The sequence below is a fragment of the Pseudomonas sp. IT-232MI5 genome (assembly GCF_949767845.1).
In the GTDB taxonomy this organism is placed as follows: Bacteria; Pseudomonadota; Gammaproteobacteria; order Pseudomonadales; family Pseudomonadaceae; genus Aquipseudomonas.
In genome coordinates this window covers 1-26,623 of sequence record NZ_CATKQE010000061.1, presented here as the reverse complement: position 1 = coordinate 26,623, position 26,623 = coordinate 1, and the positions used below count along the sequence as shown (strand labels likewise).

Annotated in this window: 26 protein-coding genes; 15 read left to right on the top strand and 11 right to left on the bottom strand. The window is 59.2% G+C overall.

Annotated elements, in window-relative coordinates; genetic code table 11:
• Positions 1-7: 7 nt before the first annotated feature.
• The 5 genes from ACM6JQ_RS28030 to dksA all read right to left on the bottom strand — a co-directional run bounded on the left by ACM6JQ_RS28030 (position 8) and on the right by dksA (position 6,190).
• Positions 8-1,444, bottom strand: a complete 1,437-nt coding sequence (locus ACM6JQ_RS28030; RefSeq protein ID WP_007909919.1) for a sigma-54-dependent transcriptional regulator — start codon at positions 1,442-1,444, stop codon at positions 8-10.
• Positions 1,445-1,466: 22 nt separating this feature from the next.
• On the bottom strand, positions 1,467-4,421 hold the full coding sequence (locus ACM6JQ_RS28025; protein WP_007909920.1) for a sensor histidine kinase: 2,955 nt from the start codon (positions 4,419-4,421) through the stop codon (positions 1,467-1,469).
• Positions 4,405-4,581: a hypothetical protein gene (locus ACM6JQ_RS28020; protein ID WP_003176118.1), complete on the bottom strand. Its 177-nt coding sequence runs from the start codon at positions 4,579-4,581 to the stop codon at positions 4,405-4,407. The genes ACM6JQ_RS28025 and ACM6JQ_RS28020 overlap by 17 nt, the downstream gene beginning before the upstream one ends.
• Positions 4,582-4,658: 77 nt before the next feature.
• Positions 4,659-5,555 carry a tRNA glutamyl-Q(34) synthetase GluQRS gene (gene gluQRS, locus ACM6JQ_RS28015; protein ID WP_134177341.1) on the bottom strand — a complete coding sequence of 299 codons (897 nt, stop codon included), beginning with the start codon at positions 5,553-5,555 and terminating at the stop codon, positions 4,659-4,661.
• Positions 5,556-5,746: 191 nt separating this feature from the next.
• Positions 5,747-6,190, bottom strand: coding sequence for an RNA polymerase-binding protein DksA (gene dksA, locus ACM6JQ_RS28010; RefSeq protein WP_007909922.1), 444 nt, complete (start codon positions 6,188-6,190; stop codon positions 5,747-5,749).
• 334 nt (positions 6,191-6,524) lie between these two features.
• Between dksA and ACM6JQ_RS28005 the strand changes: the two genes are divergently transcribed.
• Both ACM6JQ_RS28005 and sfsA read left to right on the top strand, forming a co-directional pair.
• On the top strand, positions 6,525-7,697 hold the full coding sequence (locus ACM6JQ_RS28005) for a pyridoxal phosphate-dependent aminotransferase (protein WP_007909923.1): 1,173 nt from the start codon (positions 6,525-6,527) through the stop codon (positions 7,695-7,697).
• Positions 7,697-8,410, top strand: a complete 714-nt coding sequence (sfsA, locus tag ACM6JQ_RS28000; RefSeq protein ID WP_123375925.1) for a DNA/RNA nuclease SfsA — start codon at positions 7,697-7,699, stop codon at positions 8,408-8,410. The genes ACM6JQ_RS28005 and sfsA overlap by 1 nt, the downstream gene beginning before the upstream one ends.
• On the opposite strand, the gene ACM6JQ_RS27995 is transcribed toward sfsA, so the two are convergent.
• Positions 8,407-8,724, bottom strand: coding sequence for a Rieske (2Fe-2S) protein (locus ACM6JQ_RS27995; RefSeq protein ID WP_414895046.1), 318 nt, complete (start codon positions 8,722-8,724; stop codon positions 8,407-8,409). The genes sfsA and ACM6JQ_RS27995 overlap by 4 nt on opposite strands.
• A 165-nt stretch (positions 8,725-8,889) precedes the next feature.
• On the opposite strand from ACM6JQ_RS27995, the gene ACM6JQ_RS27990 reads away from it, so the two are divergent.
• Genes ACM6JQ_RS27990 through ACM6JQ_RS27975 form a run of 4 tightly spaced genes read left to right on the top strand, consistent with a single transcriptional unit; the run spans position 8,890 to position 12,436 of the window.
• Complete coding sequence (locus ACM6JQ_RS27990) at positions 8,890-9,762, top strand: heme/hemin ABC transporter substrate-binding protein (protein WP_414895045.1); 873 nt, start codon at positions 8,890-8,892, stop codon at positions 9,760-9,762.
• A 50-nt stretch (positions 9,763-9,812) separates the two neighbouring features.
• Complete coding sequence (locus ACM6JQ_RS27985; RefSeq protein WP_185051973.1) at positions 9,813-10,796, top strand: FecCD family ABC transporter permease; 984 nt, start codon at positions 9,813-9,815, stop codon at positions 10,794-10,796.
• A 44-nt stretch (positions 10,797-10,840) separates the two neighbouring features.
• A complete protein-coding gene (locus ACM6JQ_RS27980; protein ID WP_414895106.1) occupies positions 10,841-11,563 on the top strand; it encodes a heme ABC transporter ATP-binding protein in 723 nt (240 codons plus the stop codon).
• A gap of 21 nt (positions 11,564-11,584) precedes the next feature.
• Positions 11,585-12,436, top strand: coding sequence for a ChaN family lipoprotein (locus ACM6JQ_RS27975; protein ID WP_123375929.1), 852 nt, complete (start codon positions 11,585-11,587; stop codon positions 12,434-12,436).
• A 226-nt stretch (positions 12,437-12,662) separates the two neighbouring features.
• On the opposite strand, the gene ACM6JQ_RS27970 is transcribed toward ACM6JQ_RS27975, so the two are convergent.
• From ACM6JQ_RS27970 to ACM6JQ_RS27955, 4 genes are all read right to left on the bottom strand, one after another.
• Positions 12,663-13,463: a Crp/Fnr family transcriptional regulator gene (locus ACM6JQ_RS27970; protein ID WP_123375930.1), complete on the bottom strand. Its 801-nt coding sequence runs from the start codon at positions 13,461-13,463 to the stop codon at positions 12,663-12,665.
• A 16-nt stretch (positions 13,464-13,479) separates the two neighbouring features.
• Complete coding sequence (locus ACM6JQ_RS27965) at positions 13,480-13,752, bottom strand: TfoX/Sxy family protein (protein WP_003228231.1); 273 nt, start codon at positions 13,750-13,752, stop codon at positions 13,480-13,482.
• A gap of 286 nt (positions 13,753-14,038) precedes the next feature.
• Entirely contained in the window at positions 14,039-14,383 is a 345-nt protein-coding gene (locus ACM6JQ_RS27960) for a pentapeptide repeat-containing protein (RefSeq protein WP_007909940.1), read from the bottom strand.
• A gap of 90 nt (positions 14,384-14,473) precedes the next feature.
• Entirely contained in the window at positions 14,474-16,030 is a 1,557-nt protein-coding gene (locus ACM6JQ_RS27955) for an AAA family ATPase (RefSeq protein WP_414895044.1), read from the bottom strand.
• A gap of 118 nt (positions 16,031-16,148) precedes the next feature.
• On the opposite strand from ACM6JQ_RS27955, the gene mrcB reads away from it, so the two are divergent.
• From mrcB to ACM6JQ_RS27940, 3 genes are read left to right on the top strand one after another with little or no spacing between them, the layout of a single operon-like run.
• Positions 16,149-18,473 carry a penicillin-binding protein 1B gene (mrcB, locus tag ACM6JQ_RS27950; protein ID WP_007909944.1) on the top strand — a complete coding sequence of 775 codons (2,325 nt, stop codon included), beginning with the start codon at positions 16,149-16,151 and terminating at the stop codon, positions 18,471-18,473.
• A gap of 16 nt (positions 18,474-18,489) precedes the next feature.
• Positions 18,490-19,239, top strand: coding sequence for a hypothetical protein (locus tag ACM6JQ_RS27945; RefSeq protein ID WP_007909946.1), 750 nt, complete (start codon positions 18,490-18,492; stop codon positions 19,237-19,239).
• Positions 19,239-19,574 carry a YqcC family protein gene (locus tag ACM6JQ_RS27940; RefSeq protein ID WP_007909947.1) on the top strand — a complete coding sequence of 112 codons (336 nt, stop codon included), beginning with the start codon at positions 19,239-19,241 and terminating at the stop codon, positions 19,572-19,574. The genes ACM6JQ_RS27945 and ACM6JQ_RS27940 overlap by 1 nt, the downstream gene beginning before the upstream one ends.
• Before the next feature lie 108 nt (positions 19,575-19,682).
• On the opposite strand, the gene ACM6JQ_RS27935 is transcribed toward ACM6JQ_RS27940, so the two are convergent.
• A complete protein-coding gene (locus tag ACM6JQ_RS27935; RefSeq protein ID WP_414895043.1) occupies positions 19,683-20,099 on the bottom strand; it encodes a DUF4124 domain-containing protein in 417 nt (138 codons plus the stop codon).
• A gap of 399 nt (positions 20,100-20,498) precedes the next feature.
• Here ACM6JQ_RS27935 and ACM6JQ_RS27930 point away from each other — a divergent pair, with 399 nt between their 5' ends.
• The 6 genes from ACM6JQ_RS27930 to msrQ all read left to right on the top strand — a co-directional run bounded on the left by ACM6JQ_RS27930 (position 20,499) and on the right by msrQ (position 26,489).
• The gene (locus tag ACM6JQ_RS27930) at positions 20,499-22,223 is read left to right on the top strand and encodes an acetolactate synthase 3 large subunit (RefSeq protein ID WP_007949940.1); all 1,725 of its coding nucleotides are present in this window, start codon (positions 20,499-20,501) and stop codon (positions 22,221-22,223) included.
• A 2-nt stretch (positions 22,224-22,225) separates the two neighbouring features.
• Positions 22,226-22,717: an acetolactate synthase small subunit gene (gene ilvN / locus ACM6JQ_RS27925; protein WP_003176102.1), complete on the top strand. Its 492-nt coding sequence runs from the start codon at positions 22,226-22,228 to the stop codon at positions 22,715-22,717.
• 48 nt (positions 22,718-22,765) lie between these two features.
• Complete coding sequence (gene ilvC / locus ACM6JQ_RS27920; RefSeq protein WP_007909969.1) at positions 22,766-23,782, top strand: ketol-acid reductoisomerase; 1,017 nt, start codon at positions 22,766-22,768, stop codon at positions 23,780-23,782.
• A 149-nt stretch (positions 23,783-23,931) separates the two neighbouring features.
• The gene (pssA, locus tag ACM6JQ_RS27915) at positions 23,932-24,789 is read left to right on the top strand and encodes a CDP-diacylglycerol--serine O-phosphatidyltransferase (RefSeq protein WP_016983477.1); all 858 of its coding nucleotides are present in this window, start codon (positions 23,932-23,934) and stop codon (positions 24,787-24,789) included.
• Positions 24,790-24,852: 63 nt separating this feature from the next.
• Positions 24,853-25,866 (top strand): protein-methionine-sulfoxide reductase catalytic subunit MsrP, encoded by a 1,014-nt coding sequence (msrP, locus tag ACM6JQ_RS27910; protein WP_007909973.1) that lies wholly within the window; start codon positions 24,853-24,855, stop codon positions 25,864-25,866.
• Complete coding sequence (msrQ, locus tag ACM6JQ_RS27905; RefSeq protein WP_095114483.1) at positions 25,866-26,489, top strand: protein-methionine-sulfoxide reductase heme-binding subunit MsrQ; 624 nt, start codon at positions 25,866-25,868, stop codon at positions 26,487-26,489. The genes msrP and msrQ overlap by 1 nt, the downstream gene beginning before the upstream one ends.
• Positions 26,490-26,623: the final 134 nt, after the last annotated feature.

Genomic DNA, 26,623 nt, shown 5'->3' with positions numbered 1-26,623 from the left:
GTAACGTTCAGCTCTCGCTGGCGACCCCGGTCTTGCGCCGCGGAATGCCCAGACGCTGACGGCGTTCCCACAGGCATTTACGGCTGACGCCCAGTTTGCGCGCCAGTTCGGTCTCGGTCATGTGGTCCTGATGCTCGAGGACGAAGTGCTGGAAGTAGTCTTCCAGCGACAGGTCTTCGGTCGGCTCATGGCTGCTGTTGCTGGCGTTACCGCCCGTTTGCGGTGGCAGCCCGATGAACTCGTCGTCTTCCAGATCGCTCAGCTCGATATCGATGCCCAGCAGATCGGCGGAGATTTCCGGGCTTTCGCTCAGAATCACTGCGCGCTCGACCGCGTTCTCCAGCTCACGCACGTTACCCGGCCAGGAATAATGCCGGATCGCCTGTTCGGCATCCGCAGCAAACTTAAGGTCGGTACGGTTGATGCGCGCGCTCTGGCGAGCGAGGAAAGCCGTGGCGATCTCATTGACGTCGGCACCGCGCTCGCGCAAGGCCGGCAGTTTCAGTGCGATCACATGCAGACGGTAATAAAGGTCTTCACGGAACTGGCCGATTTTCGCCAGGCTCTTGAGATCCCGGTGAGTCGCCGCGATCAGGCGCACATCGACTTTCTGCGACTGCACCGAGCCAACCCGGCGAATCTCGCCTTCCTGCAACACGCGCAGCAGGCGGGCCTGGGCTTCCAGTGGCAGCTCACCGATTTCGTCGAGGAACAAGGTGCCGCCGTCCGCCGCTTCAACCAGACCGGCACGCCCGGCGCTGGCGCCAGTGAATGCGCCTTTCTCATGGCCGAACAGTTCGGACTCGATCAGGCTTTCCGGAATGGCTGCGCAGTTCACCGAAATCATCGGCGCCTTGGCACGTTTCGACAGGTTGTGCAGGGCGCGGGCCACCAGTTCCTTACCCGTGCCGGACTCGCCCTGGATCAACACATTGGAATCGGTCGGCGCGACTTTGCGGATCTTGCTGTACAGATCCTGCATCGGCGGGCAGGAGCCGATGATGCCGATTTCGCCGTTGCTGTTGTCGACGGCGGATTTACCGCTGCCATTGGCCGGTTTGCTGGCAACCGCTTCGCCGGCCGCCGGTGCCGATTGGCGATCACGCAGGATCCGCGCGACAGCCTGAAGCATTTCATCGTGGTCGAAAGGCTTGGCGATGTAGTCCACCGCGCCCATCTTCATCGAGTCGACCGCCGAGCGCAGGCTGGCGTAACTGGTCATGATCAGCACCGGTGTGCCCTGGCCGAGCTTGATCAGCTCGGTGCCCGGCGCACCCGGCAAGCGCAGATCGCTGACGATCAGATCGAACGTAGGAATGGTGAAGCGTTCTTGTGCTTCCTGCACTGAACCGGCTTCGCTGACCTGGTACTGATTACGTTCCAGCAGGCGGCGCAAGGCGGAGCGGATAATTGTTTCGTCTTCGACGATCAAAATGTGCGGCATTGATTCGATACTCTCGACGGTCTCAGTTCACAGCGGACGTCGCTTCGACATGACGCGGTAAGGTCACCCGGATACGGGTGCCGCGTTGGCTTTGTACATCAGCCGGGCTGTCGATGGTGATTTGTCCATAATGCTCTTCAACGATGGAATAGACCAGTGCAAGGCCCAGACCGGTGCCTTCGCCAGGATCCTTGGTGGTGAAGAAGGGTTCGAACAATCGGTCCATGATGTTCTTCGGAATTCCGCTGCCTTCGTCCTCCACGATCAGATCGACCGTGTGTTCGCCGGCTTCGCTCTTGACCCGCACCGCACTGTGCGGCGGCGAGGCGTCGCGGGCGTTGGAGAGCAGATTGATCAGTACCTGGGCGAGCCGCTGCGGGTCACCCTCGACCCAGTGATCGGGGTCGCACAGGTTGTAGAACTGCACTTCGAAATTGCGTCGGTTCAGCGCTAGCAGGCCAATAGCATCCTGGGCAACTTCGGCCAGACACACGGGTTCATCGCTGTGCTGATGGCTGCCGGCGTGAGCGAAGCTCATCAGTGACTGGACGATGCGTGACACGCGTTTGGTCTGTTCAAGAATCTGCCCGCTGATTTCCGTCAGTTCGCCGTCGTCTTCACGCTCTTCGCGCAGGTTCTGCGCCAGACAGGCGATGCCGGTGATCGGGTTGCCGATTTCGTGGGCCACACCCGCCGCGAGGCGACCGATGCTGGCCAGACGTTCCGAGTGCACCAGTTTGTCTTCGAGCATCTGGGTTTCGGTCAAATCCTCAACCAGTAACACTAGACCACTGTTACCCGGTGCGAGCGGTTCATCGATGGCGGCTTTGTGCAGGTTCAGCCAGCGGGTCTGACCGTCAAGGGCCAGATGTTGTTTGTGCAAATGCTCGTCGGGCAGGTTGATGAAGCCTTGCAGCAACTCTTTCCACGGCTCGCCAATGGTGCTCAGACGCGAACCGACCACGCGTTGTGCGGCGATCCCGGTGAGTTCTTCCATGGCCTTGTTCCACATCAGGATCTCTTGATCCTTGGCCAGCGAGCAGACGCCCATCGGCAGTTCCTGCAGGGTCTGGCGGTGGTAACGACGCAGGGCATCGAGTTCGGCGGCCAGGCCTGTGAGGCGCGAGTGGTAATCCTCGAGACGGCTTTCGATGAAGTGGATGTCTTCGGTCACATAGTTTTCGCCGCCGGCCTTGTAGGGCAGGAAGGTTTCCACCATGTCCTGCGCCACGCTCGGGCCCATCAGGCCGGAGAGGTTGGCTTCGATGCGGTCGCGCAAACGACGCAAGGCGTACGGGCGGCGTTCGTCGAAAGGCAGATAGAGGTCACGCAGCGCTTGCTCGACCTCCTTCTGCGCAGCCTTGGCGCCCAACGGTTTCGCCAGTTGTGTGGCGAATTCCTGTGGCGAGGCCGCGTGCAGCTCACGCCGTTGCGGGCGACGGACGTTATCCACAGCGCAGGCTTCGGCGGCGCTGGCTTCTTCGGGGCTGGCGTTGGTGAACAGCGAGATCAGGGTGAACATCAGCACGTTGGCGGCGAGCGAGGCGATGGCCGCCATGTGCCAACTGGTGTCGTCGAGTACGTAAATCATGTTCAGCAGCGGGATGTAGAAACCCTGCAGATTGCCGACCAGCGGCAGCAGCATGGTCACTACCCAGACCAGAATCCCCGCCAGCAGACCGGCGATAAAGCCGCGCCGGTTGGCGGTCGGCCAGTACAGCACCGACAACACGCCGGGCAGGAATTGCAGGGTCGCCACAAACGCGACGATGCCGAGGTTGGCCAGATCCTGCTCGGCGCCGAGCATCAGGTAGAAACCGAAACCAGCCATGATGATCGCGACGATCAATGCGCGGCGGGTCCACTTCAGCCAGCGGTAGATATTGCCTTCGGCCGGCGGTTGATAAAGCGGCAGCACCAAGTGGTTCAGCGCCATGCCCGACAGCGCGAGCGTGGTCACAATGATCAATCCGCTGGCCGCCGATAAGCCACCGACGTAAGCCAGCAAGGCCAGCGGTTTGCTGTTGGCGGCGATGCCGATGCCGAGGGTGAAGTATTCCGGATTGGTCGTTGCACCGAGCTTGAGCCCGGCCCAGAGGATCAGCGGTACCGCCAGACTCATCAGCAGCAGGAACAGCGGCAAACCCCAGCTCGCACTGACCAGCGAGCGCGGATTGAGGTTTTCGGTAAAGGTCATGTGATACATGTGCGGCATCACGATCGCCGAGGCGAAGAACACCAACAGCAACGTGCGCCACGGGCCTTCCTGCAATGGCGTGTGCAGGGCGGCGAGGGCGGTCTGGTTCTGCAGCAGCCACAGCTCAAGTTGCTGCGGGCCGTCGAACACACCATACAGCGCATACAAACCGACGCCGCCGAGGGCGATCAGTTTGATCACCGACTCAAAGGCGATCGCAAATACCAGTCCTTCGTGCTTCTCACGGGTGGCGATATGCCGGGAACCAAAAAAAATCGTGAACAGAATGATCAGCGCACAGAACGCCAATGCCACGCGGCTCTGGATCGGCTCGCCGGTCAGAATGCCGATGGAGTCGGCCACCGCCTGAATCTGCAACGCCAACAGCGGCAGTACGCCGATCAGCATGAAAATCGTGGTCAGCGCGCCGGCCCAGGTGCTGCGAAAGCGGAACGCGAACAGATCCGCCAGCGACGACAGTTGATAGGTGCGGGTGATCTTCAGGATCGGATAAAGCAACACCGGCGCCAGCAGAAACGCGCCGGACACGCCGAGGTAACTGGAGAGAAAGCCGTAGCCGTACTGATAGGCGAGGCCGACCGTGCCGTAAAACGCCCAGGCACTGGCGTAAACACCCAGTGACAGGGTGTAGGTCAACGGGTGGCGAATGATCGCGCGCGGGATCATGCCCCGTTCGCTGATCCAGGCAACGCCGAACAGCACCGCCAGGTACGCGGCGCTGACCAGGATCATCTGGGTCAGGCTAAAGCTCATCGGCATCTTTTTGGCTCTGCAGGATGAAGGTCACGACTATGAGGATCAGCCAGAGCAGATACGGGCGATACCAGGCGCCCGTAGCGTCGATCCACCAATCCATGATGGCGGGGGAAAACAGGTAGATCCCCACGACTAAAAGCAGGACCAAGCGATAGATGTACATCCCGGCCTCTCTTTTTTATGCGCGTGCCCGAAAACGTGCGGCGATGGTAACGGATGGGCGCACGACTGCAAGTGTCGTCATAGCAGTTGCGCTTCGGGCAGCGTCAGTGTGCGCGGGATCTGTGTGGCATCCCAGTGTGCGCTGCCCCACGCCAGCAACTCTTGCGGCGAGGCGTGGGCCAGTTCGGCGCCTGGGTTTTGCCCCAGTGCGCGCAGGGCTCGCAGCAACAATGGCGTGGCTTGATCGGCTTGTAGCGGCGGCGAGCGGTAGGACTTGCCGAGCTTGTTGCCGTCCGGTTGGATAATCAGCGGCAAGTGCAGGTAACGCGGTTGGCGCAAGCCGAGCAATTCTTGCAGATAGAGTTGGCGTGGGGTCGAGTCGAGCAGGTCGGCACCGCGCACGATGTCGGTGATGCCTTGCCAGGCATCATCGAGGACCACGGCCAGTTGATAGGCGTAGAGGCCGTCGCGGCGCCGGATCACGAAATCGCCGACGTCGCGGCCCAGATGCTGGCGGTATTCGCCCTGAACACGATCGATGAAGTGGTATTCCAGTTCCGGCACGCGCAGGCGGATCGCCGCGTCTTGCTGATCGTGACCGGCATTGCGGCACAGGCCCGGATAGATGCCGTTGTACGCTTCGAGCTGTTTGCGCGAGCAGGTGCAAGCGTAGGCCAGGCCATGATTGAACAGGCTGTTGAGCACTTCGGCGTAAGCATCGTGGCGATCGCTCTGGCGCACCATGTCGCCGTCCCATTCAAAGCCGTAACTCTCCAGCGCCTTGAGGATCGCCACCTGCGCACCGGGTTCTTCACGGGGCGGATCGAGATCTTCCATGCGCACCAGCCAGCGACCACCGACCGAACGGGCGTCGAGGTAGGAGGCGAGGGCGGCAACCAGCGAACCGAAGTGCAGGTGGCCACTCGGGGTTGGGGCGAAGCGGCCGATGTAGGCGGGGGATGTTTTGGCAGTCATGGAGACGAAGCTACTTTTCAGGCTATACGCAGGTCAACCTGTGGGAGCGAGCCTGCTCGCGATAGCGTAATTTCAGACGATTAAATGCTGAATGACACACCGATTTCGCGAGCAGGCTCACTCCTACAAAAGGCAAAAGGCAGAAACAAAAACGGAGCGTTCGCACGCTCCGTTTTTCGTTCAGGTCGAGATTACTTGCCGACCTGCTTTTCCTTGATCTCAGCCAGGTTCTTGCAGTCGACGCACATGTCGGCAGTAGGACGGGCTTCAAGGCGCTTGACGCCGATCTCGATGCCGCACGAATCGCACCAGCCGTATTCGCCGTCTTCGATCAGTTGCAGTGTCTTGTCGATCTTCTTGATCAGCTTGCGCTCGCGATCACGGGCACGCAGTTCAAGGGCGAACTCTTCTTCCTGACTGGCACGGTCGGCCGGGTCGGGAAAGTTGGCCGCTTCGTCCTTCATGTGATCAACAGTTCGGTCGACTTCCTGCATCAAGTCCAGTTTCCACTTGGTCAGGATCTTGGTGAAGTGCGCGCGCATGGGTTTGCCCATGTACTCTTCGTCTTTGGCCTGAACATAAGGTTCGAAGCCGCTGATCGCCGTTTGCTGCTGTTGCTTTGCTTGGGTGGGCATGAAATGGACCGCCTCTACTCTTGTAATCCATTGCGCAGGATTGCTCCATCACCGACACCTGCCGGCCCTGCGGCTGCAAGCGGGCGAACTTACCAGATCAAATCGGCCTGCGCTACTCCCGGATGTCGAGGCCCCGGCGGGTGGCGCTTGCAAATGTTTGGCAAGCCGTGTCTGGTGGTGTTGAAGACCTGTTCAATCACTGATTTTAGTCAATCCTGGAGCGTACGTGCGTATCGTTACAGTCCAGCGTTCTTGAGGCTGTGACCGCTGCGGGTTCTCGCTCGTTCCGGCAGATGGGTAGAATCGTCTCTTTTTCCCTGCCGAAGGAAAACCAATGGCTCAGCCTTACAGTGCGCGCAGTCGTGCGATCGAACCGTTCCATGTGATGGCGCTGCTGGCGCGGGCCAATGAGTTACAGGCTGAAGGTCATGATGTCATCCATCTGGAGATCGGTGAGCCAGACTTCACTACCGCTGAACCGATCATTCGTGCCGGGCAAGCGGCGCTGACGGCGGGCAAGACCCGTTACACCGCTGCGCGCGGCATTCCGGAACTGCGCGAGGCAATCGCCGGGTTTTATCAATCGCGTTATGGCTTGAATATCGACCCACGGCGGATTCTGATTACACCGGGCGGTTCCGGTGCGCTGTTGCTGGCCAGCGCGTTGCTGGTCGATCCCGGTAAACACTGGCTGCTGGCGGATCCGGGTTACCCGTGCAACCGGCACTTCCTGCGTTTGGTCGAAGGTGCGGCGCAGCTAGTGCCGGTGGGTCCGGACGTGCGTTATCAACTGACTCCTGATCTGGTCGAGCGGCATTGGGATCACGACAGCGTCGGCGCACTGGTGGCTTCGCCGGCCAACCCGACCGGGACGATCCTGACACGCGATGAGCTGGCCGGGTTATCCACAGCCATCAAGGCGAAACACGGGCATCTGGTGGTGGACGAGATCTATCACGGTCTGACCTACGGCACCGATGCCGCCAGCGTGCTGGAAGTCGATGACAGCGCTTTTGTGTTGAACAGTTTCTCCAAGTATTTCGGCATGACCGGCTGGCGTCTCGGCTGGCTGGTGGCGCCGGACGCGGCGGTCAGCGAGCTGGAAAAACTCGCGCAGAACCTCTACATCAGTGCACCGAGCATGGCGCAATATGCGGCGTTGGCCTGTTTCGAGCCGGATACTATTGCGATTCTTGAAGAGCGCCGCGCCGAATTCGGCCGGCGCCGCGATTTCCTCCTGCCAGCGTTGCGCGAGTTGGGTTTCAACATCGCCGTGGAGCCGGAAGGCGCTTTCTATCTCTACGCTGATATCAGCCAGTTCGGCGGCGATGCCTTCGCGTTCTGCCGACATTTCCTCGAAACCGAGCATGTAGCGTTCACCCCGGGTCTGGATTTCGGTCGCTATCAGGCCAGTCATCATGTGCGTTTTGCCTACACGCAAAACCTCCCGCGCTTACAGGAAGCGGTGGAGCGAATCGCCCGTGGCTTGAAGAGCTGGCAAGGCTGATGCGTTTTTATCCTGCTCTGGAAGAGGCGCGACTGATCCGGCGTTACAAGCGTTTTCTCGCCGATATCGAAACCGTTGGCGGCGAGTTGCTGACCATTCACTGCCCGAACACCGGTTCGATGCTCAATTGTCAGGTCGAGGGTGGGCAGGTCTGGTTCAGTCGCTCCAACGATCCGAAACGTAAGTTGCCCGGTACATGGGAAATCGGTGAAACCCCGCAAGGCCGGTTGTTTTGCGTGAATACAGCGCGGGCCAATGGTCTGGTCGAAGAGGCGTTGCAGGCGGGTGTCATCAGCGAGCTGAACGGCTTTACCGCGTTGAAACGTGAAGTCGCTTACGGGCAGGAAAAGAGCCGTATCGATTTCCGTCTCGAATACCCGAGTGGCCCGGCCTATGTAGAGGTGAAAAGCGTCACCCTGGGCTTCGACGGTACTGCGGTGGCGGCATTTCCCGATGCCGTGACCCAGCGTGGCGCCAAGCATCTGCGGGAGTTGGCGCATCTGGCACGAGACGGGATTCGCGCGGTGCAGTTGTACTGCGTCAATCTGAGCGGGATTGACGCGGTGCGGCCGGCGAAGGAAATCGATTCGGCGTACGCCGATGCACTTCTCGAAGCAGTGGCCTGCGGCGTTGAGGTGCTGGCGTATGGCGTGCGGCTGGACCATGAAGAGATGGTCATCGACCGGCGTCTCGACGTGTTACTCAACGGTTAAACATCGATCCACAGGCCTTGGGCGTCTTCGCGGCAGGGAATGGCGGTGAGTGATTGCCCGGCGCAGGGGCCAGCGACGCATTCGCCGTCCTCGATCAGAAACAGTGCGCCGTGGGTGGCGCACTGGATCAGGCTGTTGCTCGGGTCGAGAAACTGGTCGGGCTGCCATTCCAGTTCGACGCCGCGATGCGGGCAGCGATTGAGGTAGACATAAGCCTGGCCGCTGCGGCGCACGGCGAACAGTTTGTTGCCGTCGATCTCAAAACCACGGCTTTTCGCTTCAGCCAGATCGGCGCCCGTGCAGAGAAACTTCATGACTATCCTCTAGTGTCCGCTCGTGTCTGGATATGTCCGAGCTTGACGTTTAAATGCAAACAATTATCAAATGGCGGCCTTCACCCGCAGGCGTCTGGCAGATGTCGAGGATACTTGGCCTGCCATCCTGATGCCCGGGAAAAACCTTATTCAAGGAAGCTGTGTATGCGCCTGAGTACCCGCGTTGCCACGCTGTGTGTCGGACTTTTGGTCAGCCACCAGGCTGCAGCGGCTGATTTGCCGCAACGTTGGGTCAGTGCCGGCGGTGCGCTGTCGGAGTGGGTCAGTGCGTTGGGCGGCGAATCGAAACTGGTCGGCGTCGATACCACCAGCCAGCACCCGGAGTCGTTGAAGGCGCTGCCGAGCATTGGTTATCAGCGCAGCCTTTCGGCTGAGGGCATTCTCAGTCTGCGTCCGGATATCTTGATTGGCACTGAAGAAATGGGCCCGCCGCCGGTTCTGTCGCAAGTCAAAGCGGCCAAGGTTCAGGTGGTGTTGTTCTCGGCTCAACCGGATCTGCCGACGCTGGAGAAAAACGTTACTCATTTGGGCCAATTGCTCGGCGCCGAGCCGAAGGCTGCGCAGTTGCTGCAAACTTATCAACAGCAGCTCGATGCGCAGAAGGCGCGTGTTGTTCAAGTGCAGAGCAAACAAAAGGCGCCGGGCGTGTTGCTGTTGCTCGGGCATGCGGGCGGCAAACCGTTGATCGCCGGCAAGGACACTGCCGCCGACTGGCTGTTGCAGCAGGCCGGGGGGCGTAATCTGGCGACGCACACCGGTTACAAACCGTTCTCCGTGGAATCCCTCGCCAGCCTTGATCCTGAGGTGCTGGTGTTCGCCGACCGTGCGTTGACCGGTGAGGCGGCGAAAGCAGCGCTGTTCAAGGAAAACCCGATTCTCGATTCAAGCCGCGCGGCCAAGGCCGGGCGCGTGCTGGAGCTTGACCCGACTTTGCTGGTCGGCGGCCTCGGGCCACGTTTGCCGGCGGCGCTGAAAAGCCTGACTGACGGCTTCTACCCGGCCAAGAGCGGCCAATGACCACACTGGTAAAACCCCGTGCCTTGTTCATTGGCCTGACACTGCTGTGTTTGCTGGCGATCTGGCTGTCGCTGGCGTTGGGGCCGGTCAGCCTGCCGCTGTTCGATACATTACGCGCGGCGTTACGCATGCTCGGCCTGCCGCTGGCACCGGACGGTCTGGAGCAGGCGGAGCTGATCCTGGGGCAGATTCGTTTGCCGCGTACTTTGCTCGGGCTGGCGGTCGGCGGTGTGTTGGCGTTGTCCGGTGTGGCAATGCAGGGCTTGTTTCGTAACCCGTTAGCGGATCCGGGGCTGGTCGGCGTTTCCAGCGGCGCGGCATTGGGCGCGGCGATCGCGATTGTTGGTGGCTCGTTTTTCGGCGGTCTGCCGGAATGGTTTGGACCGTATCTGTTGTCGGTCTGTGCGTTTCTCGGCGGGCTTGGAGTGACGGCGCTGGTTTATCGACTCGGTCGCCGCAACGGCCAGACCAATGTTGCAACCATGTTGCTCGCGGGGATTGCCCTGACGGCGCTGGCCAGTTCGGCCGTCGGCTTGTTCACTTATCTGGCGGATGACGCGACGCTGCGCACGCTGACCTTCTGGAACCTTGGCAGCCTCAATGGCGCCAGTTACGCGCGGCTGTGGCCTTTGCTGATCATCAGCGCCGGTGTCGCATTGTGGTTGCCGCGTCGGGCGAAAGCGCTGAATGCCTTGCTGCTCGGAGAATCCGAGGCCGGGCATTTAGGCATCGATGTCGAGCGGCTCAAGCGTGAATTAGTGTTTTGTACGGCGCTGGGGGTTGGCGCCGCAGTGGCGGCAGCCGGGATGATCGGTTTTGTCGGGTTGGTGGTGCCGCATCTGGTGCGCTTGCTGGCGGGGCCGGATCACAAAGTCTTGCTGCCGGCATCGGTGTTGGCGGGGGCGAGCCTGTTGCTGTTGGCTGACCTGGTCGCGCGATTGGCGCTGGCGCCGGCAGAATTGCCGATCGGTATTGTCACCGCGTTTATCGGTGCGCCGTTCTTCCTCTATCTGCTGTTACGAGGGCGCGCCTGATGTTACGTGCACAGGATCTGCACATTCAGCGTGGTCGCAAGACAGTGCTCAGCGATGTCACGCTGCAGCTTGAACCGGGTGAAGTACTCGGTGTGCTGGGGCCGAACGGTGCTGGCAAAAGTACCTTGCTGGGCGCCTTGTGCGGCGAGTTGGCGGCGAGCAACGGCGGGGTTTCCCTCGACGGGCAGGCGTTGAGTCACTGGACTGGCCCGCAACGTGCGCAGCGATTGGCGGTATTGCCTCAAGTGTCGACCCTGGATTTTGCTTTCCGCGTCGAAGAGGTGGTCGGCATGGGCCGCTTGCCTTGGCAGAGTGGTCGGGTGCGGGATGACGAAATCATTGCGGCGGCGTTGACGGCGGCGGATGCCGGGCACTTGAGCGGTCGCAGTTATCTGGCGCTGTCCGGTGGCGAGCGTCAGCGTGTGCATCTGGCGCGGGTGCTGGCGCAGCTTTGGCCGGGGCAGGCCGGGCAGACGCTGCTGTTGGATGAGCCGACGTCGATGCTCGATCCGCTGCATCAACACACAACGCTGCAGGCCGTGCGCGAGTTTGCTGATCGTGGCGCCGCGGTATTGGTGATCCTGCATGATCTGAATCTGGCGGCGCGTTATTGTGATCGCATTCTGCTGCTGGAAGGCGGGCATCCGGTGGCGCTGGATACACCGCAGCAGGTTTTGCGACCGGACACGCTCCAGGCCGTATTCGGTCTCGAAGTGTTGGTGCAGCCGCACCCGGAGCGTGGGCATCCGCTGATTATCGCCCGCTGACTGGATCATCGAGGTGATTGCATGCGTGGGATGTGGCTGTTGGCGGTGGTGTTGCTTGCGGGGTGTCAGCATGCTGTGGTGCCACCGCCGGTCAGTGGCGAGATTCGCGATCTACGCAACGGCGAAGTGCTGACGGCGCAGCAGCTGGTGAAGCGCTTGGCTGAGCCTGAGCGGTTGATCATCGGTGAGCAGCATGACAATGCCGATCATCATGCCGCGCAGTTGTGGCTGTTGCGCTCGCTCGGCGAGCAGCGGCCGCAGGGCAGTCTTCTAATGGAAATGTTCACGCCGGACCAGCAGCCTCGTGTTGACCAGGCACGCCAGACGAAAACGCCGTCCGCTGATCTGCCCGGTGCATTGGCCTGGCAGGACGGTTGGGACTGGAATCTCTATGGGCCGATTGTCCGCTTCGCGCTCACTCAACCTTATCCGCTACTGGCGGCAAATCTGGATAGCGACGAGATTCGAACCTTCTATCGCAATCCGTCCGTGTTGAAGGGAGAGCGCAGCAATGCTGAGTCGGTGAAAACCGTATTGTTGGAGCAGATCAGCGATTCCCACTGTGGCCTGCTGCCCGAATCACAGATGCCGGCAATGCTCGCTGTTCAGCAACAACGTGATCGGCGTATGGCCGAAGGGCTATTGGCGGCCCCGACACCTTCAGTCTTGCTGGCCGGTGCGTGGCATGCGCGCAAGGATGTTGGCGTGCCGTTGCATGTTGTGGATTTGGGCGCCACGGAGTCCCCGACGGTGTTGATGCTGGCAGAGCAGGGCACCGAGATAACGGCAGCGATGGCCGATTACGTTTGGTACACGCCCGCCACGCCCAAGCAGGATTACTGCGAGCAGATGCGCAAACAGTTCGGCAAATGACTTTTCCACAGGCAAAAAAAGACCCGGTAAAAACCGGGTCAAATAACCGTGATTAGCCTGATGAGGAGATAATCTGAGAGTCCGAACCAAGGGCTTTTCAGAATATCGACTGATCTCGCGACCAGTTGTGATAATCATAGCGATTCTCATTACCGAGTCAACAACTGTTTTTCCGTTTCTTTGAATTCGTCTGGTAAATGGCCGGAACACCCCGTAAACAAAGGGTTCAGCGCAGGCTTTCCGGTGGGGGTATTCGTGTGATCTGCCGATTCAGCTGGCCGATCCGCCGCGCCATGCTCTCGATCAGGCTGTGGGCGATCTTCGGATTGGTGCGAGTCATGCTCAAGAATTGTTCACCGGGAATCAGCATTATTGTGCTCGGTTCTCGGGCGATGACCGTGGCACTGCGTGGCTCGCCGGTGAACACGGCCATAGCACCAAAAATTTCGTCCTTGGGCACGTCGCCAACTTTCTGCCCGTCTACAAACGCTTCGGCATGCCCGTCGATGATTACGAACACGTGGTCAGCTGCGTCACCCTGGCTGATCAGGGTTTCACCGGCTTCGACCCGTTTGAAACCGTTGGTGCTGCGAAACTCGCGTGGCTTCAGCTCCGCGACGGCATGGGCAAGGATTGCCATTTGCCCGAGCAGATACTCCAGAAACTGCTCTGCCCGATGAGTGTCGGCATGCAAATGCTGGAAAAACTCACCACGCCGATAGGGCGTCAAGCGCAATGCCCCTTCATTGCATAAACGGCAATCAGCCCAGTTCTCACCTTGCTGGAGGCCGATCAAATCACCCTCCTGCCAATAAAACAGCGGGCGGGCGGCGATACAGCCGCTGATCCCACCTTCATTGAGCAGGAATAGCTGATCGGCGGGCAATTGCGCGAGCAAATCATCCGACGCTTCCAACTCCACAGTCGGCCCGCAAGGCGCCAAATCGCGCAGCCACAGTGCAGGCAAGCTCTGCAAACGGTTGATCAAGGCATCGGCCCAGGCCGATTGTTCCCCCAGTAAATACATAACGGTCTATGCCCGTTCAGTTCTTGTGGCGCGAGGAAATGGCTTCAAGCTGCTTGTTCAAGGCGTCCTTGCGTTCGGCGGGGATGTCGTTCCAGTGCACATCCATCAGCGCGCCTTCAATCGCATACAACAACACCTTCGATGCGCGAAACCCGCGGGTACGCACGGCCCGGTAGGCATCCACTGCGCCCAGGCGACGCAAGTCCGAGGCGCTGTGGATGCCCACGGCATGCAGCCATTGCGCCGACGTCTTGCCAAGATTCTTCAGGTGTTGCAGTTCATCATTCATCAAGCCTCCTTGCGACGGCCGAATGGTGCGTGGGCGAGCTTCTCAGGAGTGTAGCCATCAGTAGGAAAAGCGTGGTTGTTTGGTCGGATTCAACGCAAACGCTTCTAAGAAAGGGCGCTTTTAAGGGCTGCGAGCGCAGATGAGGAGGGGGGAACACAAATCAATGTAGGAGTGAGCCTGCTCGCGATAGCGGACTTGCAGGCACACATGTGTTGAATTCTAAACCGCTATCGCGAGCAGGCTCACTCCTGCAGGGACGGCGTTGTGTCAGGGAACAATGAGGCGATCAGCGGGTGCGATAACGCAAACGCGTGCCGAAATTCATCGACATCAGAATCTCGTCAGCGCTCAGCTCCGGCGGGAAATACGCCCCGGAAATCTGTGCGTGAGCCAGGCTTGCACCTTCCAGCGACGCATTGCGGAAATCGATGCCACGCAGATCGGCGGAACGGAAGTACGCGTCCCGGAAATCCACGCCATCGGCGTTCAGTTCACGTAAATCGAGACCACGGAAATCGCCGCCGACCATGTCGATCGGGCCATCCTGTGGGCGCTCTTTGTTGAAACCTGTGATGTCATCTTTGTGCAGCAAGGCATACAGCGGGGTGTCGAGAAGTTTCGGCTGGCTCATGTCATATCACCGTTGGTTTTATGACGCCAGTATAGTGCCACTATTTGACGGCCGTGAAGCGAGCGAGGGCTTCACGGCCGAAATAGTTTCTTACAGGCCTGGCAGGCGCTGACGGATCTGCGCGACCACGGTGTCCAGCGTGCCGGATTCGTTGGTCTGCACGCGTTTGCTGCGCAGGATTTCTTCCGGCGTCAGCGCTTCACGATTGGCCTGCTGCGCTTCGATTACGTCCAGGGTGGCGTCAGACGGATCCTGTTTGTCGGCCTGACGAATCGCCAGCCAGCTCTCGATCACCGCTTGCGGTGCGTTGCAGTCGAGGATCAGGAATGGTGTGCCGGTGGCTTCGGCAATTTTTGCCGCGTTGTCGCGTTGTTCGCGTTTGAGGTAAGTCGCGTCGATGACCACCGGGAAACCAGCGTGCAGGATCACTTCCGCAATTTCGTGCAGGCGCGCGTAGGTCGCGGTGCTGGCGTCAGCACTATAGATACCGGCTTGCACGTCGTTGGTAACGGTTTGCTCGCCGAACAAGCGCTTGCGCTCGACATCGGAGCGCAGGCGGATGGCACCCAGCGCTTCGACCAGACGCATGGCCACGTGGCTTTTGCCAACCGCGGAAACACCGTGGGTGATCGCCATGAAACGCGAGGGAATGGTGCTGTAGCTCTCCGCCAGGTTGGCGTAGTTGCGGTACTGGCGCAGGGTGGTGGCGCGCTGCACTGGTGTTGCGTCTGCCGGCATGCTGAACAGCGCAACCTTGGCGCGAACCAGTGCGCGGTAGGCTTTGTAGAAGTTCAGCACTTCCAGGCCTTGATAGTCGCCGGTCAACTCGAGGTACTGGCTGATGAAGCGGCGCGCCAGGGATTTCAGGCCACGGTCTTCCAGGTCCATCGCGAGGAAACCGGTGTCGGCCCAGACGTCCGTGAAACGGAACGGTTCGTTGAACTCGATGCAGTCGAAGATCACCACTTTGCCGTCAATGACCGTGGCGTTGCCCAGGTGAATATCGCCGTGGCATTCACGGGTAAAACCTTCGGTTTTGCGCTGAGCGAACAGTGGCTTGAGACGTTCGAAACTGCTTTCGGCCCAGGCTTTCAGTGCGTCGAGTTGCAGCAGATCGTTTTTGTCGCTGAGGAACGGCAGGATCTGCTCGAAGTTTTGCGCGACCGGCGCCATTACGCTGTCCGGGGTGCCGGCATCGTGTTCGGCCGGGACTTTTGGCGCGGTGAGGTGGAAGCGCGCAATCTGCTCGGCCATCTCGTCGATGTGCTGGGTGGTCAGCTCGCCATTGGCTTGCAGGGTGCTGAGCAAACCGCTCTGCGGGAACTGGCGCATTTTCAGCACGTATTCGATCGCTGCGCCGTCGCCGCCCAGTTGCGGTGCTTCAACGCTGCCAGTCACCGGCAACACTTCCAGATACAAATCATCAGTCAAACGCTGGTTCAAACGCAGCTCTTCTGCGCAGAAATGTGCACGCGACTCGAGACCGGTGAAGTCGAGGAAGCCGAAATTTACCGGTTTCTTCACTTTATAAGCGAAGGGACCGGTGAGGATCACCCACGAGATATGGGTTTCGATGACCTGAAACCCTTCGACAGGGTGCGGGTAGAGGGCCGGGTTTTGCAGGGCAGCGATCAGTGACTGGCTCACGGGCGATCCTTCAGAGACTGGGGGAAATTCGAGGTGGCCATTATGGCCGCTCGCCAGCCCGACGCAAACCTCGGAGCGCTCCTGTTGAGGATGAATAAAGTGCGTATAATCCGCCGCCATGACTCGAACTCGATCCCCTCGTACCAAGAAAAAGCCACCCTCCAAGGGCCTTAGCCCGTGGTTGAGCTGGGCCATTAAACTCAGTCTGGTCGGCCTTGTCGTGCTGGCCGGCTTCGCCGTTTACCTCGATGCCGTGGTGCAGGAGAAGTTCTCCGGCAAACGCTGGACCATCCCGGCCAAGGTCTACGCGCGGCCGCTCGAGCTGTTCGTCGGACAAAAGCTCAGCAAGGACGATTTCCTTACCGAACTCGATGCCCTCGGCTATCGCCGTGAGGCGGTCAGCAATGGCCCCGGCGCCGCAGCCGTCAGTGGCAATACGGTCGATCTGAATACCCGTGGCTTCCAGTTCTATGAAGGCCTGGAAAAACCGCAGCCGGTACGCGTGCGTTTCTCCGGCGATTACGTCGCAGAACTGTCGGCGACCAACGGTTCAAAGTTATCCGTAGTGCGCCTTGAGCCGTTGATGATCGGCGGCATTTATCCAAAGAATCTCGAAGACCGCATTCTGATCAAACTCGATCAGGTGCCGCCGTATCTGCTCGAAACCCTGGTCGCTGTAGAAGACCGCGACTTTTATAGCCACTGGGGCGTGTCGCCGAAGTCGATTGCCCGCGCTGTCTGGGTCAACACCTCTGGCGGCAAGATGACCCAGGGCGGCAGTACGCTGACCCAGCAGTTGGTGAAAAACTTCTACCTGACCAGCGAACGCAGCCTGACTCGCAAGCTCACCGAAGCAATGATGGCGATGCTGCTGGAGTTGCATTACGACAAGAAGGAAATTCTTGAGGCTTACCTCAACGAAGTCTTCGTCGGACAGGACGGTCAGCGTGCGGTGCACGGTTTTGGTCTGGCCAGCCAGTTCTTCTTCGGCCAGCCATTGTCCGAGCTGAAACTGCATCAGGTGGCGTTGCTGGTCGGCATGGTCAAAGGCCCGTCCTACTACAACCCGCGTCGTAATCCTGAGCGCGCGCTGGAACGGCGTAACCTGGTGCTCGACGTGCTTGAGCAGCAAGGCGTGGCGACTGCCGAACAGGTCGAAGCGGCGAAGAAAATGCCACTGGGCGTGACCACGCGCGGCAAGCTCGCCGACAGCTCGTTCCCGGGCTTTATCGATCTGGTCAAACGCCAGTTGCGTGAAGACTACCGCGACGAAGACTTGACCGAAGAAGGCCTGCGCATCTTCACCAGTTTCGATCCGATCCTGCAGATGAAGGCCGAAGCGTCGGTCAACGACACCTTCAAACGTCTGGCCGGGCGCAAGGGTTCTGATGACGTGGAAGCGGCGATGGTCGTGACCAATCCGGAAACCGGCGAAGTCCAGGCCATGATCGGCAGCCGTCAGGCCAGTTATGCCGGTTTCAACCGCGCACTGGATGCCGTGCGGCCGATTGGCTCGTTGATCAAGCCTGCGGTTTATCTGACTGCGCTGGAAAAACCGAGCCAGTACACCCTGACCAGTTGGCTGTCCGACGATCCGTTGTCGGTCAAAGGCGCGAACGGTCAGGTGTGGAAACCACAGAACTATGACCGTCGCTCTCACGGTACCGTGTTCCTTTATCAGGGCTTGGCGCATTCCTACAACCTGTCGACTTCGCGTCTGGGCCTGGAAGTCGGCGTGCCGAATGTATTGAAAACCCTGGGTCGACTGGGCGTGACGCGTGAGTTCCCGGCATTCCCGTCGATGCTTCTCGGCGCTGGCGGCATGACCCCGATCGAAGTCGCGACCATGTACCAGACGCTGGCCAACGGTGGTTTCAATACGCCGATGCGCGGGATTCGCAGCGTGCTGACCGCCGAGGGCGAGCCGCTCAAGCGTTATCCGTTTCAGATTGAGCAGCGCTTCGATCCGGCGTCCATTTATCTGATCCAGAACGCCATGCAGCGCGTGATGCGTGAAGGTACCGGCAGCTCGGTTTATAACGTGCTGCCCAAGACTCTGACGCTGGCGGGCAAGACCGGTACCAGTAACGATTCCCGTGACAGCTGGTTCGCCGGTTTCAGTCAGGATCTGCTGGCGGTGGTCTGGTTGGGTCGTGATGACAACGGCAAGACACCGTTCACCGGGGCGACTGGTGCGCTGCAGGTCTGGACCAGTTTCATGCGCAAGGCCGATCCGCTGCCGCTGGACATGCCGCAACCGGACAACGTCGTGCAGGCGTGGGTCGATTCGCGTACCGGGCAGGGCTCCGATGCCAACTGCCCGGGGGCGGTGCAGATGCCGTATATTCGCGGCAGCGAACCGCCACCCGGCGCCGCCTGTGCGGGCGAAACGCCTGCTTCCGGCGAGTCGGTGATGGATTGGGTCAAGGGCTGGATGAATTAAGCGAAGAGGGTTTCAAGTGAACAAGTGGTTGATTCCAGCGGTGACCGCCGTGGCTTTGCTCAGCGGCTGCTCTACCGTACAGCGTGGTTCGATTCCGGTGGTTGATTCCGGTACTGCGGTGTCCAACAGCGAGCGTATTTCGGCCAATGGCGGTTTCCGTCAAACGACGGTGAAGCGTCCTGCGCAGGGCCAGACTCAGGCCATTCCGCAAGGTGATACTGGTGTGGTGGTGATGGTGCCGGGCGGCGGCGCTGCCGTGTCGACACCGATCAGCGCTTCGCCAATCGTGCCAGGCCCGGCATCCGGCGGTATCACGGCGGGGCCGTACAATCCTTCGCCGGCCGAGTCCGCGCCGATCAATTCCGGCAGCTACAGCATGCCGTCGACGCCCAGCGGGATTCCTTCGGCCAGCAGCGGCGGTGGCTTGTCGGCAGATGAGCAACTGGACGGTCCGGTGCTTGCCTTGCTGACGACAGCTCAACAACAACAGGCCGGTGGCGACCTCAATGGCGCGTCGTCCAGCCTGGAGCGTGCTCAGCGTGTGGCGCCGCGTGAGCCGCAAGTGCTTTATCGTCTGGCGCAGGTGCGCATGGCCCAAGGTGACGCGCCGCAAGCAGAGCAGTTCGCCCGTCGTGCGTTGACCATGGCCAACGGTCGTCCGGACTTGCAGGCCAGCCTATGGGAAATCATTGCTCAGTCCCGTGAGAAACAAGGCGATTCCGCCGGCGCCGCTCAGGCCCGTCAGAAGGCCAAGGTTTCGCTGTGATGGATGCTCGTTTCCCGAAAATCGCTGATCAGCTGTTGCTGATCGAGCGTGAGCTGCGCACACAAGGCTGGTGGGATGAGGTTTCTCCGTCGGCCGAAGCGCTGAGCAGTGTCGAGCCGTTTTCGGTCGATACACTGGACTTCGAGCAGTGGCTGCAATGGATCTTCCTGCCACGCATGAAGATGATCCTTGAACAGGATTTGCCGTTGCCGAATGCTTCGGGGATTCAGGAAATGGCCGAAATGGTCTTCGCCCAGCGCAACCTGGGTGGCAAGGATCGTCAGTTGCAGGTGCTGCTCAAAGAGTTTGACCTGCTGATCACTGCCTCGCGCTAACCCAGACTGACACCGGATAGGTAGGAGCTGCCGAAGGCTGCAATCTTTTGATCTTGTTTTTGAAAGCAAAATCAAGAGATCGCAGCCTGCGGCAGCTCCTACAGGTGTCTATTCACAATTCCGCGCGATTTGTTTCTGTGCCTCGACGATGCGTTCCTGACGCTGTGCATCATCCAGCCGGCGCATCTGCCCCTCCACCTCCTCCCTCAGGCGCGGATTGTTCTGCAATTGCGCAAGGTTCGTCCGTGCCTGCTCGCAAAACTGCTTGAGCTGCGCCTGCTGGTCAGCCACCTGTTTCTTCACCTTGTCGTCGATAGCCTTCTGGTCACCGAGTACACCGCTGCCCGGCATTGCCCCGGGCTTGGGCGGGGGCGACGAGGGCGTCTGCAAGGTCGTCGACGGCTGGCCCGCTGGCGGCTGCGCATCGAAATGCGTGACGCCTTGAGCGTCGACCCATTTGTAGATTTGAGCGGCCATGCCCCATGGGCTGATGCCGATCAGCAGAGTGAGGAGGAGCGTTCGCATGCTGAATCCTTGGTAAAAGTGCGCAATTGACACTAACAGAGTAGCGGTTTTCAGGTTTTTTCTTGCGTTCTCATGTGTTTACCCACAATTAACCACATAGACGGCTTGACTTGGAGAGGGCGAAACAGAAGAATCCAAAGTCCGCTGTAGAGGGACTGCCAGAAGCAGACCCACTCGGTAGATCATGAGGCGCACATCCGCGCCGACCTGTTACACCCGCAACGCGTTACCTCGCGCTGGGTGGGAAAGGCCCGCAACACTTGGGACGATCCCAATACTTGCTCAGTCAGTGCTGACGTAGTCGGCGACCACCGTCGCTCATGCTCTGCCGAGAAGTAAACCTATTAAGACCCGCCCCTTTTTTGTGGACGGTATTCTGGCGTTTTAGAGGTGAACAACGTGGAGCTTTTATCTGGCGGTGAGATGCTCGTCCGCTTTTTGCGTGACGAAGGCGTCAAATATATCTACGGGTACCCGGGTGGTGCTCTCCTGCATGTTTACGATGCCCTGTTCAAAGAACCGGAAGTGACTCACATCCTGGTTCGTCACGAACAAGCGGCAACCCATATGGCTGACGGTTATGCCCGTGCCACCGGTAAAGCCGGCGTGGTATTGGTGACTTCCGGTCCTGGCGCCACAAACGCCATTACCGGGATCGCGACCGCCTATATGGACTCGATTCCAATGGTGATCATTTCCGGTCAGGTGCCAAGCACCATGGTCGGCACCGACGCGTTCCAGGAAACCGACATGATCGGTATCTCCCGGCCGATCGTGAAGCACAGCTTCATGATCAAGCACGCTTCGGAAATCCCGGAAGTCATGAAGAAGGCCTTCTACCTGGCGCAATCCGGTCGTCCGGGCCCGGTCGTGGTCGATATACCGAAAGACATGACCAACCCGGCCGAGAAGTTCGAATACATCTTCCCGAAAAAAGCCAAGCTGCGTTCCTACAGCCCGGCCGTTCGCGGTCACTCCGGGCAAATCCGCAAGGCGGCAGAAATGCTCCTGGCGGCCAAGCGCCCAGTGCTCTATTCGGGTGGCGGCGTGATCCTCGGCAACGGTTCTGCACCGCTGACCGAACTGGCGAAAATGCTCAACCTGCCCGTGACCAACACGTTGATGGGCCTGGGTGGTTTCCCGGGTACTGATCGTCAGTTCATCGGCATGCTCGGCATGCACGGCAGCTACACCGCCAACCTGGCGATGCACCATGCTGACGTGATCCTCGCGGTCGGCGCACGTTTCGACGATCGCGTGATCAACGGCGCGGCGAAGTTCTGCCCGAACGCCAAGATCATCCACATCGATATCGACCCGGCTTCGATTTCCAAGACCATCAAGGCCGACGTGCCAATCGTTGGCCCGGTGGAGAGCGTCCTGACCGAAATGGTTGCGATCCTCAAGGAAATCGGCGAGACCCCGAACAAGGAGTCCGTTGCCAGCTGGTGGAAGCAGGTTGATGAATGGCGCGGTGATCGCGGCCTGTTCCCTTACGAGAAGGGCGACGGCAGCAAGATCAAGCCACAGACCGTGATCGAAACCCTCTGCGAAGTGACCAAGGGCGATGCCTTCATCACTTCCGACGTGGGCCAGCACCAGATGTTCGCTGCGCAGTACTACACGTTCAACAAGCCGAACCGCTGGATCAACTCCGGTGGTCTGGGCACCATGGGCTTCGGTTTCCCGGCGGCCATGGGCATCAAGTTGAGCTTCCCGGATGACGATGTTGCCTGCGTCACCGGCGAAGGCAGTATCCAGATGAACATCCAGGAACTGTCGACCTGCCTGCAATATGGCTTGCCAGTGAAAATCGTCATCCTCAACAACGGTGTTCTGGGGATGGTGCGTCAGTGGCAGGACATGAGCTACGGCAGCCGTCACTCGCATTCCTACATGGAATCGCTGCCTGACTTCGTCAAGCTGGCTGAAGCCTACGGCCACGTCGGCGTACGCATCACCGAATCGAAAGATTTGAAGTCGAAGATGGCAGAAGCGTTCGCCATGAAGGATCGCCTGGTGATCATCGACGTTTCGGTCGACACCAGCGAGCACGTCTATCCGATGCAGATCAAAGACGGCTCGATGCGCGATATGTGGCTGAGCAAGACGGAGCGTACTTAATCATGCGGCACATTATTTCCTTGCTTCTGGAAAACGAACCCGGCGCTCTGTCTCGCGTAGTCGGCCTGTTCTCGCAGCGCAACTACAACATCGAAAGCCTGACCGTGGCTCCGACCGAAGACCCGACCCTGTCGCGTCTGACGCTGACCACCGTTGGCCACGATGAAGTCATCGAGCAGATCACCAAAAACCTGAACAAGCTGATCGAAGTGGTCAAGCTGGTGGACCTGTCGGAAAGCGCTCACATCGAGCGCGAGCTGATGCTGGTCAAGGTCAAGGCCACTGGCGCCCAACGCGCCGAGATCAAACGCACCACCGATATTTACCGTGGACAGATCGTCGACGTCAGCGCCAGCGTGTATACCGTTCAATTGACCGGTACCAGCGACAAGCTCGACAGCTTCATTCAGTCCATCGGCACCGCATCGATTCTGGAAACCGTCCGTAGCGGCGTGACCGGCATTGCCCGCGGCGACAAAGTACTCAGCATCTAAACCAAATTAGCGAATGGCCTGAACGGCCTGGATATATAGGGGAAATTCATGAAAGTTTTCTACGATAAAGACTGCGACCTGTCGATCATCCAGGGCAAGAAAGTTGCCATCATCGGTTACGGTTCCCAGGGCCACGCCCAAGCGTGCAACCTGAAAGACTCCGGTGTCGACGTTACCGTTGGTCTGCGTAAAGGTTCGGCCACCGTTGCCAAAGCAGAAGCTCACGGCCTGAAAGTGACCGACGTTGCTTCCGCTGTTGCTGCTGCCGACCTGGTCATGATTCTGACCCCGGACGAGTTCCAGTCTTCCCTGTACAAGAACGAAATCGAGCCGAACATCAAGAAAGGCGCCACCCTGGCCTTCTCCCACGGCTTCGCGATCCACTACAACCAGGTTGTACCGCGTGCCGACCTCGACGTGATCATGATCGCGCCGAAAGCTCCGGGTCACACCGTACGTTCCGAGTTCGTCAAGGGCGGCGGTATCCCTGACCTGATCGCGATCTACCAGGACGCCTCGGGCAACGCCAAAAACGTTGCGCTGTCCTACGCCGCTGGCGTTGGTGGCGGTCGTACCGGCATCATCGAAACCACCTTCAAGGACGAGACCGAAACCGACCTGTTCGGCGAACAAGCCGTTCTGTGCGGCGGTACCGTTGAGCTGGTCAAAGCCGGTTTCGAAACTCTGGTTGAAGCTGGCTACGCGCCGGAAATGGCCTACTTCGAGTGCCTGCACGAACTGAAGCTGATCGTTGACCTCATGTACGAAGGCGGTATCGCCAACATGAACTACTCGATCTCCAACAACGCCGAGTACGGCGAGTACGTGACTGGCCCGGAAGTGATCAACGCCGAGTCCCGTCAGGCCATGCGCAACGCCCTGAAACGTATTCAGGACGGCGAATACGCCAAAATGTTCATCAGCGAAGGCGCAACCGGCTACCCTTCGATGACCGCCAAGCGTCGTAACAACGCCGCTCACGGCATCGAAGTCATCGGCGAGCAACTGCGCTCCATGATGCCGTGGATCGGTGCCAACAAGATCGTCGACAAAGCCAAAAACTAAGTCGTCGTCCCTTGTATGAAAAAACGCGGCCTCGGCCGCGTTTTTTCGTTTGAGCCGGTGGTTCTGGTATAAAGCTGCAGCGTTTGTGGCCGAACTGTCGTCCTCAAGCACCTGTCGAATTTTCTCCAAACCGTTGCAAGGTAATGTCCATGAGCGAACGTCCCGAAGAGCCGAACAAGGCTTCTGACGCCGAAAGCCTGCTGCCTATCGATGAACACATCGAGGAAGGGCACGACGCAGAAGGTCGTAAAGTCCGGCATCGTGGTATCTATCTGCTGCCGAATCTGTTCACCACTGCGAACCTGTTCGCAGGGTTTTACTCCATCATCAACTCGATGAGCGCCCAGGCGGCCTTGAGTGCCGGTGATTCCGCCAACGCGAGCAAGTATTTTGCTTTCGCTGCGATCGCGATATTCGTTGCCATGGTGCTCGACGGCCTCGACGGTCGTGTCGCGCGCATGACCAATACACAAAGTGCCTTCGGCGCCGAGTACGACTCGCTGTCGGACATGGTCGCGTTCGGTGTTGCACCGGCGTTGCTGGCATTCGGTTGGGCGTTGGGCGATATGGGCAAGGTCGGCTGGATGGTCGCCTTTATCTATGTAGCAGGCGCGGCGTTGCGTTTGGCGCGCTTCAATACTCAGGTCGGTACGGCGGACAAGCGCTATTTCATCGGTCTGGCCAGTCCGGCGGCTGCTGGTGTGGTGGCGGGGATTGTCTGGGCGTTCAGCGATTACGGCATTCAGGGTTCGAAGATGTCGTTCCTGGTTGCGTTGATGGTGGCGGCCGCCGGCATGCTGATGGTCAGCAACATCAAGTACAACAGCTTTAAAGAGCTGGATCTGAAAGGGCGCGTACCGTTCGTGGCTATCCTTGCTGTGGTGCTGGTGTTTGCCGTGGTATTCAGCGATCCACCGCGCATTCTGTTGCTGGTGTTCCTTGCTTACGCGGCGTCCGGCCCGGTTCAGTACCTGTTGCATCTTCGTCGGCACAAAAAAGCCGAGTGATGTAATTTCCCGCATACTCCGCAGTCTATGGGTGCATCTGTCCTCCAAAGCTGCGGAGTTGCCATGTTGATCAAAGTCCCCAAAGCGTCCGACTGCCACGAGTCGGATGTCACACCTGAATCCATCTATCTTTCTCGCCGCCAATTGCTGGGGGCCACTGCTGCCGGTATCGCCGTCAGTAGCCTGCCGCGCTGGGCCAATGCTGACGATGCGGCGCGGTATGCCGATGTCGAGCCGGGCAAGGCACCTGCATGGTTTATCGAGAAGCTGCCTTCTACTAAATGGGGAGCGGTCAACGTCAAGGATGAGGCGATCACGCCTTATAAAGATGCAACTCACTACAACAACTTTTATGAATTCGGTACCGACAAGGGTGATCCGGCAGCTAATGCCGGCTCGCTGAAAACCGAACCATGGAGCGTAGTGATCGACGGGGAGGTGGGTAAGCCAGGGCGCTATGCGCTGGAAGACTTCATGAAGCCTTATCAGTTGGAAGAGCGTATCTATCGTTTGCGCTGCGTCGAGGCGTGGTCGATGGTCATTCCGTGGATTGGCTTTCCGATCTCGGCGCTGCTCAAGCAGGTCGAGCCAACGTCCAAAGCCAAATACATTCGCTTTGAAACCTTGCAGGATCCCAAGAGCATGCCCGGCCAGCGCTCCGGTTTTGCCTTGATCGATTGGCCTTATGTAGAAGGCTTGCGGCTGGATGAGGCGATGAATCCCTTGGCGATTCTGGCGGTAGGCATGTATGGCCGTGAATTGCCGAATCAGAATGGCGCGCCGCTGCGTCTGGTGGTGCCGTGGAAGTATGGCTTCAAGAGCGTCAAATCCATCGTGCGCATCAGTCTGGTCAGCGAGCAGCCGAAGACGACCTGGCAGAGCATTGCGGCAGATGAATACGGGTTTTATGCGAACGTGAATCCTACGGTTGATCACCCACGATGGACGCAAGCACGGGAGCGTCGCCTGCCGAACAGTCTGTTCAAGCCGAATGTTCGTGATACGCAAATGTTCAACGGCTATGCGGATGAAGTCGCTTCTTTATATGCAGGGCTCGATCTGCGGAAGAACTACTGATGCGATTCCCGTACTGGCGTATAGGCGTTTTCATTGCGGCAGCGGTCTGGCCGATGCTGTGGTTGTATCAGGCGCTTGAGGATTTGCTTGGGCCGGATCCCGGCAAAGTGCTGGTTGATCGGCTGGGGCTGGGAACATTGGTCTTGTTATTGATCACCCTGAGCATGACGCCGATGCAGAAACTGACCGGCTGGGCAGGGTGGATTGCGGTTCGCCGGCAGTTGGGGCTCTGGTGTTTCGCCTATGTGGTTTTGCATCTGTGTAGCTATATGGCGTTCATTCTGGGTTTCGATTGGTCGCAGCTGACGGTCGAGTTGCGCAAGCGACCTTACATAATAGTAGGGGCGTTGGGCTTTCTCGGATTGTTGGCGTTGGCGGTGACTTCCAATCGCTACAGTCAGCGTCGTTTAGGTGTGCGCTGGAAGAAACTGCATCGTCTGGTCTACGTGATTCTGGGCCTGGGTTTGCTGCACATGTTGTGGATCGTGCGCGCTGATCTTGAGGAGTGGGCGATCTATGCCTTTATAGGTGCGGTGCTCCTGCTACTGCGTATTCCGCCGGTGACGCGTCGGATCCCGCGTTTGCTGGCTAAAAAGCAGGTTTTGCAAGAAAAGCGAAATTAACGGTTGACGGCAGATTTCAGATGTCTATAATTCGCCCCACTTCCGGCGCAGTCGAAACGGAAAACTCCTTGAGATTCAATGAGTTATGTAGGTTTCGGCAGTGAGTTGCTTCAGTTCATCGAAGCCGAAAGGGG

What these genes read in the sequence shown, in the direction of transcription:
- ACM6JQ_RS28030 (WP_007909919.1), bottom strand. Translation starts at nt 1,444, where the DNA reads ATGCCGCACATTTTGATCGTCGAAGACGAAACAATTATCCGCTCCGCC.
- ACM6JQ_RS28025 (WP_007909920.1), bottom strand. Translation starts at nt 4,421, where the DNA reads ATGCCGATGAGCTTTAGCCTGACCCAGATGATCCTGGTCAGCGCCGCG.
- ACM6JQ_RS28020 (WP_003176118.1), bottom strand. Translation starts at nt 4,581, where the DNA reads ATGTACATCTATCGCTTGGTCCTGCTTTTAGTCGTGGGGATCTACCTG.
- gluQRS (WP_134177341.1), bottom strand. Translation starts at nt 5,555, where the DNA reads ATGACTGCCAAAACATCCCCCGCCTACATCGGCCGCTTCGCCCCAACC.
- dksA (WP_007909922.1), bottom strand. Translation starts at nt 6,190, where the DNA reads ATGCCCACCCAAGCAAAGCAACAGCAGCAAACGGCGATCAGCGGCTTC.
- ACM6JQ_RS28005 (WP_007909923.1), top strand. Translation starts at nt 6,525, where the DNA reads ATGGCTCAGCCTTACAGTGCGCGCAGTCGTGCGATCGAACCGTTCCAT.
- sfsA (WP_123375925.1), top strand. Translation starts at nt 7,697, where the DNA reads ATGCGTTTTTATCCTGCTCTGGAAGAGGCGCGACTGATCCGGCGTTAC.
- ACM6JQ_RS27995 (WP_414895046.1), bottom strand. Translation starts at nt 8,724, where the DNA reads ATGAAGTTTCTCTGCACGGGCGCCGATCTGGCTGAAGCGAAAAGCCGT.
- ACM6JQ_RS27990 (WP_414895045.1), top strand. Translation starts at nt 8,890, where the DNA reads ATGCGCCTGAGTACCCGCGTTGCCACGCTGTGTGTCGGACTTTTGGTC.
- ACM6JQ_RS27975 (WP_123375929.1), top strand. Translation starts at nt 11,585, where the DNA reads ATGCGTGGGATGTGGCTGTTGGCGGTGGTGTTGCTTGCGGGGTGTCAG.
- ACM6JQ_RS27970 (WP_123375930.1), bottom strand. Translation starts at nt 13,463, where the DNA reads ATGTATTTACTGGGGGAACAATCGGCCTGGGCCGATGCCTTGATCAAC.
- ACM6JQ_RS27965 (WP_003228231.1), bottom strand. Translation starts at nt 13,752, where the DNA reads ATGAATGATGAACTGCAACACCTGAAGAATCTTGGCAAGACGTCGGCG.
- ACM6JQ_RS27960 (WP_007909940.1), bottom strand. Translation starts at nt 14,383, where the DNA reads ATGAGCCAGCCGAAACTTCTCGACACCCCGCTGTATGCCTTGCTGCAC.
- mrcB (WP_007909944.1), top strand. Translation starts at nt 16,149, where the DNA reads ATGACTCGAACTCGATCCCCTCGTACCAAGAAAAAGCCACCCTCCAAG.
- ACM6JQ_RS27940 (WP_007909947.1), top strand. Translation starts at nt 19,239, where the DNA reads ATGGATGCTCGTTTCCCGAAAATCGCTGATCAGCTGTTGCTGATCGAG.
- ACM6JQ_RS27935 (WP_414895043.1), bottom strand. Translation starts at nt 20,099, where the DNA reads ATGCGAACGCTCCTCCTCACTCTGCTGATCGGCATCAGCCCATGGGGC.
- ilvN (WP_003176102.1), top strand. Translation starts at nt 22,226, where the DNA reads ATGCGGCACATTATTTCCTTGCTTCTGGAAAACGAACCCGGCGCTCTG.
- ilvC (WP_007909969.1), top strand. Translation starts at nt 22,766, where the DNA reads ATGAAAGTTTTCTACGATAAAGACTGCGACCTGTCGATCATCCAGGGC.
- pssA (WP_016983477.1), top strand. Translation starts at nt 23,932, where the DNA reads ATGAGCGAACGTCCCGAAGAGCCGAACAAGGCTTCTGACGCCGAAAGC.
- msrP (WP_007909973.1), top strand. Translation starts at nt 24,853, where the DNA reads ATGTTGATCAAAGTCCCCAAAGCGTCCGACTGCCACGAGTCGGATGTC.
- msrQ (WP_095114483.1), top strand. Translation starts at nt 25,866, where the DNA reads ATGCGATTCCCGTACTGGCGTATAGGCGTTTTCATTGCGGCAGCGGTC.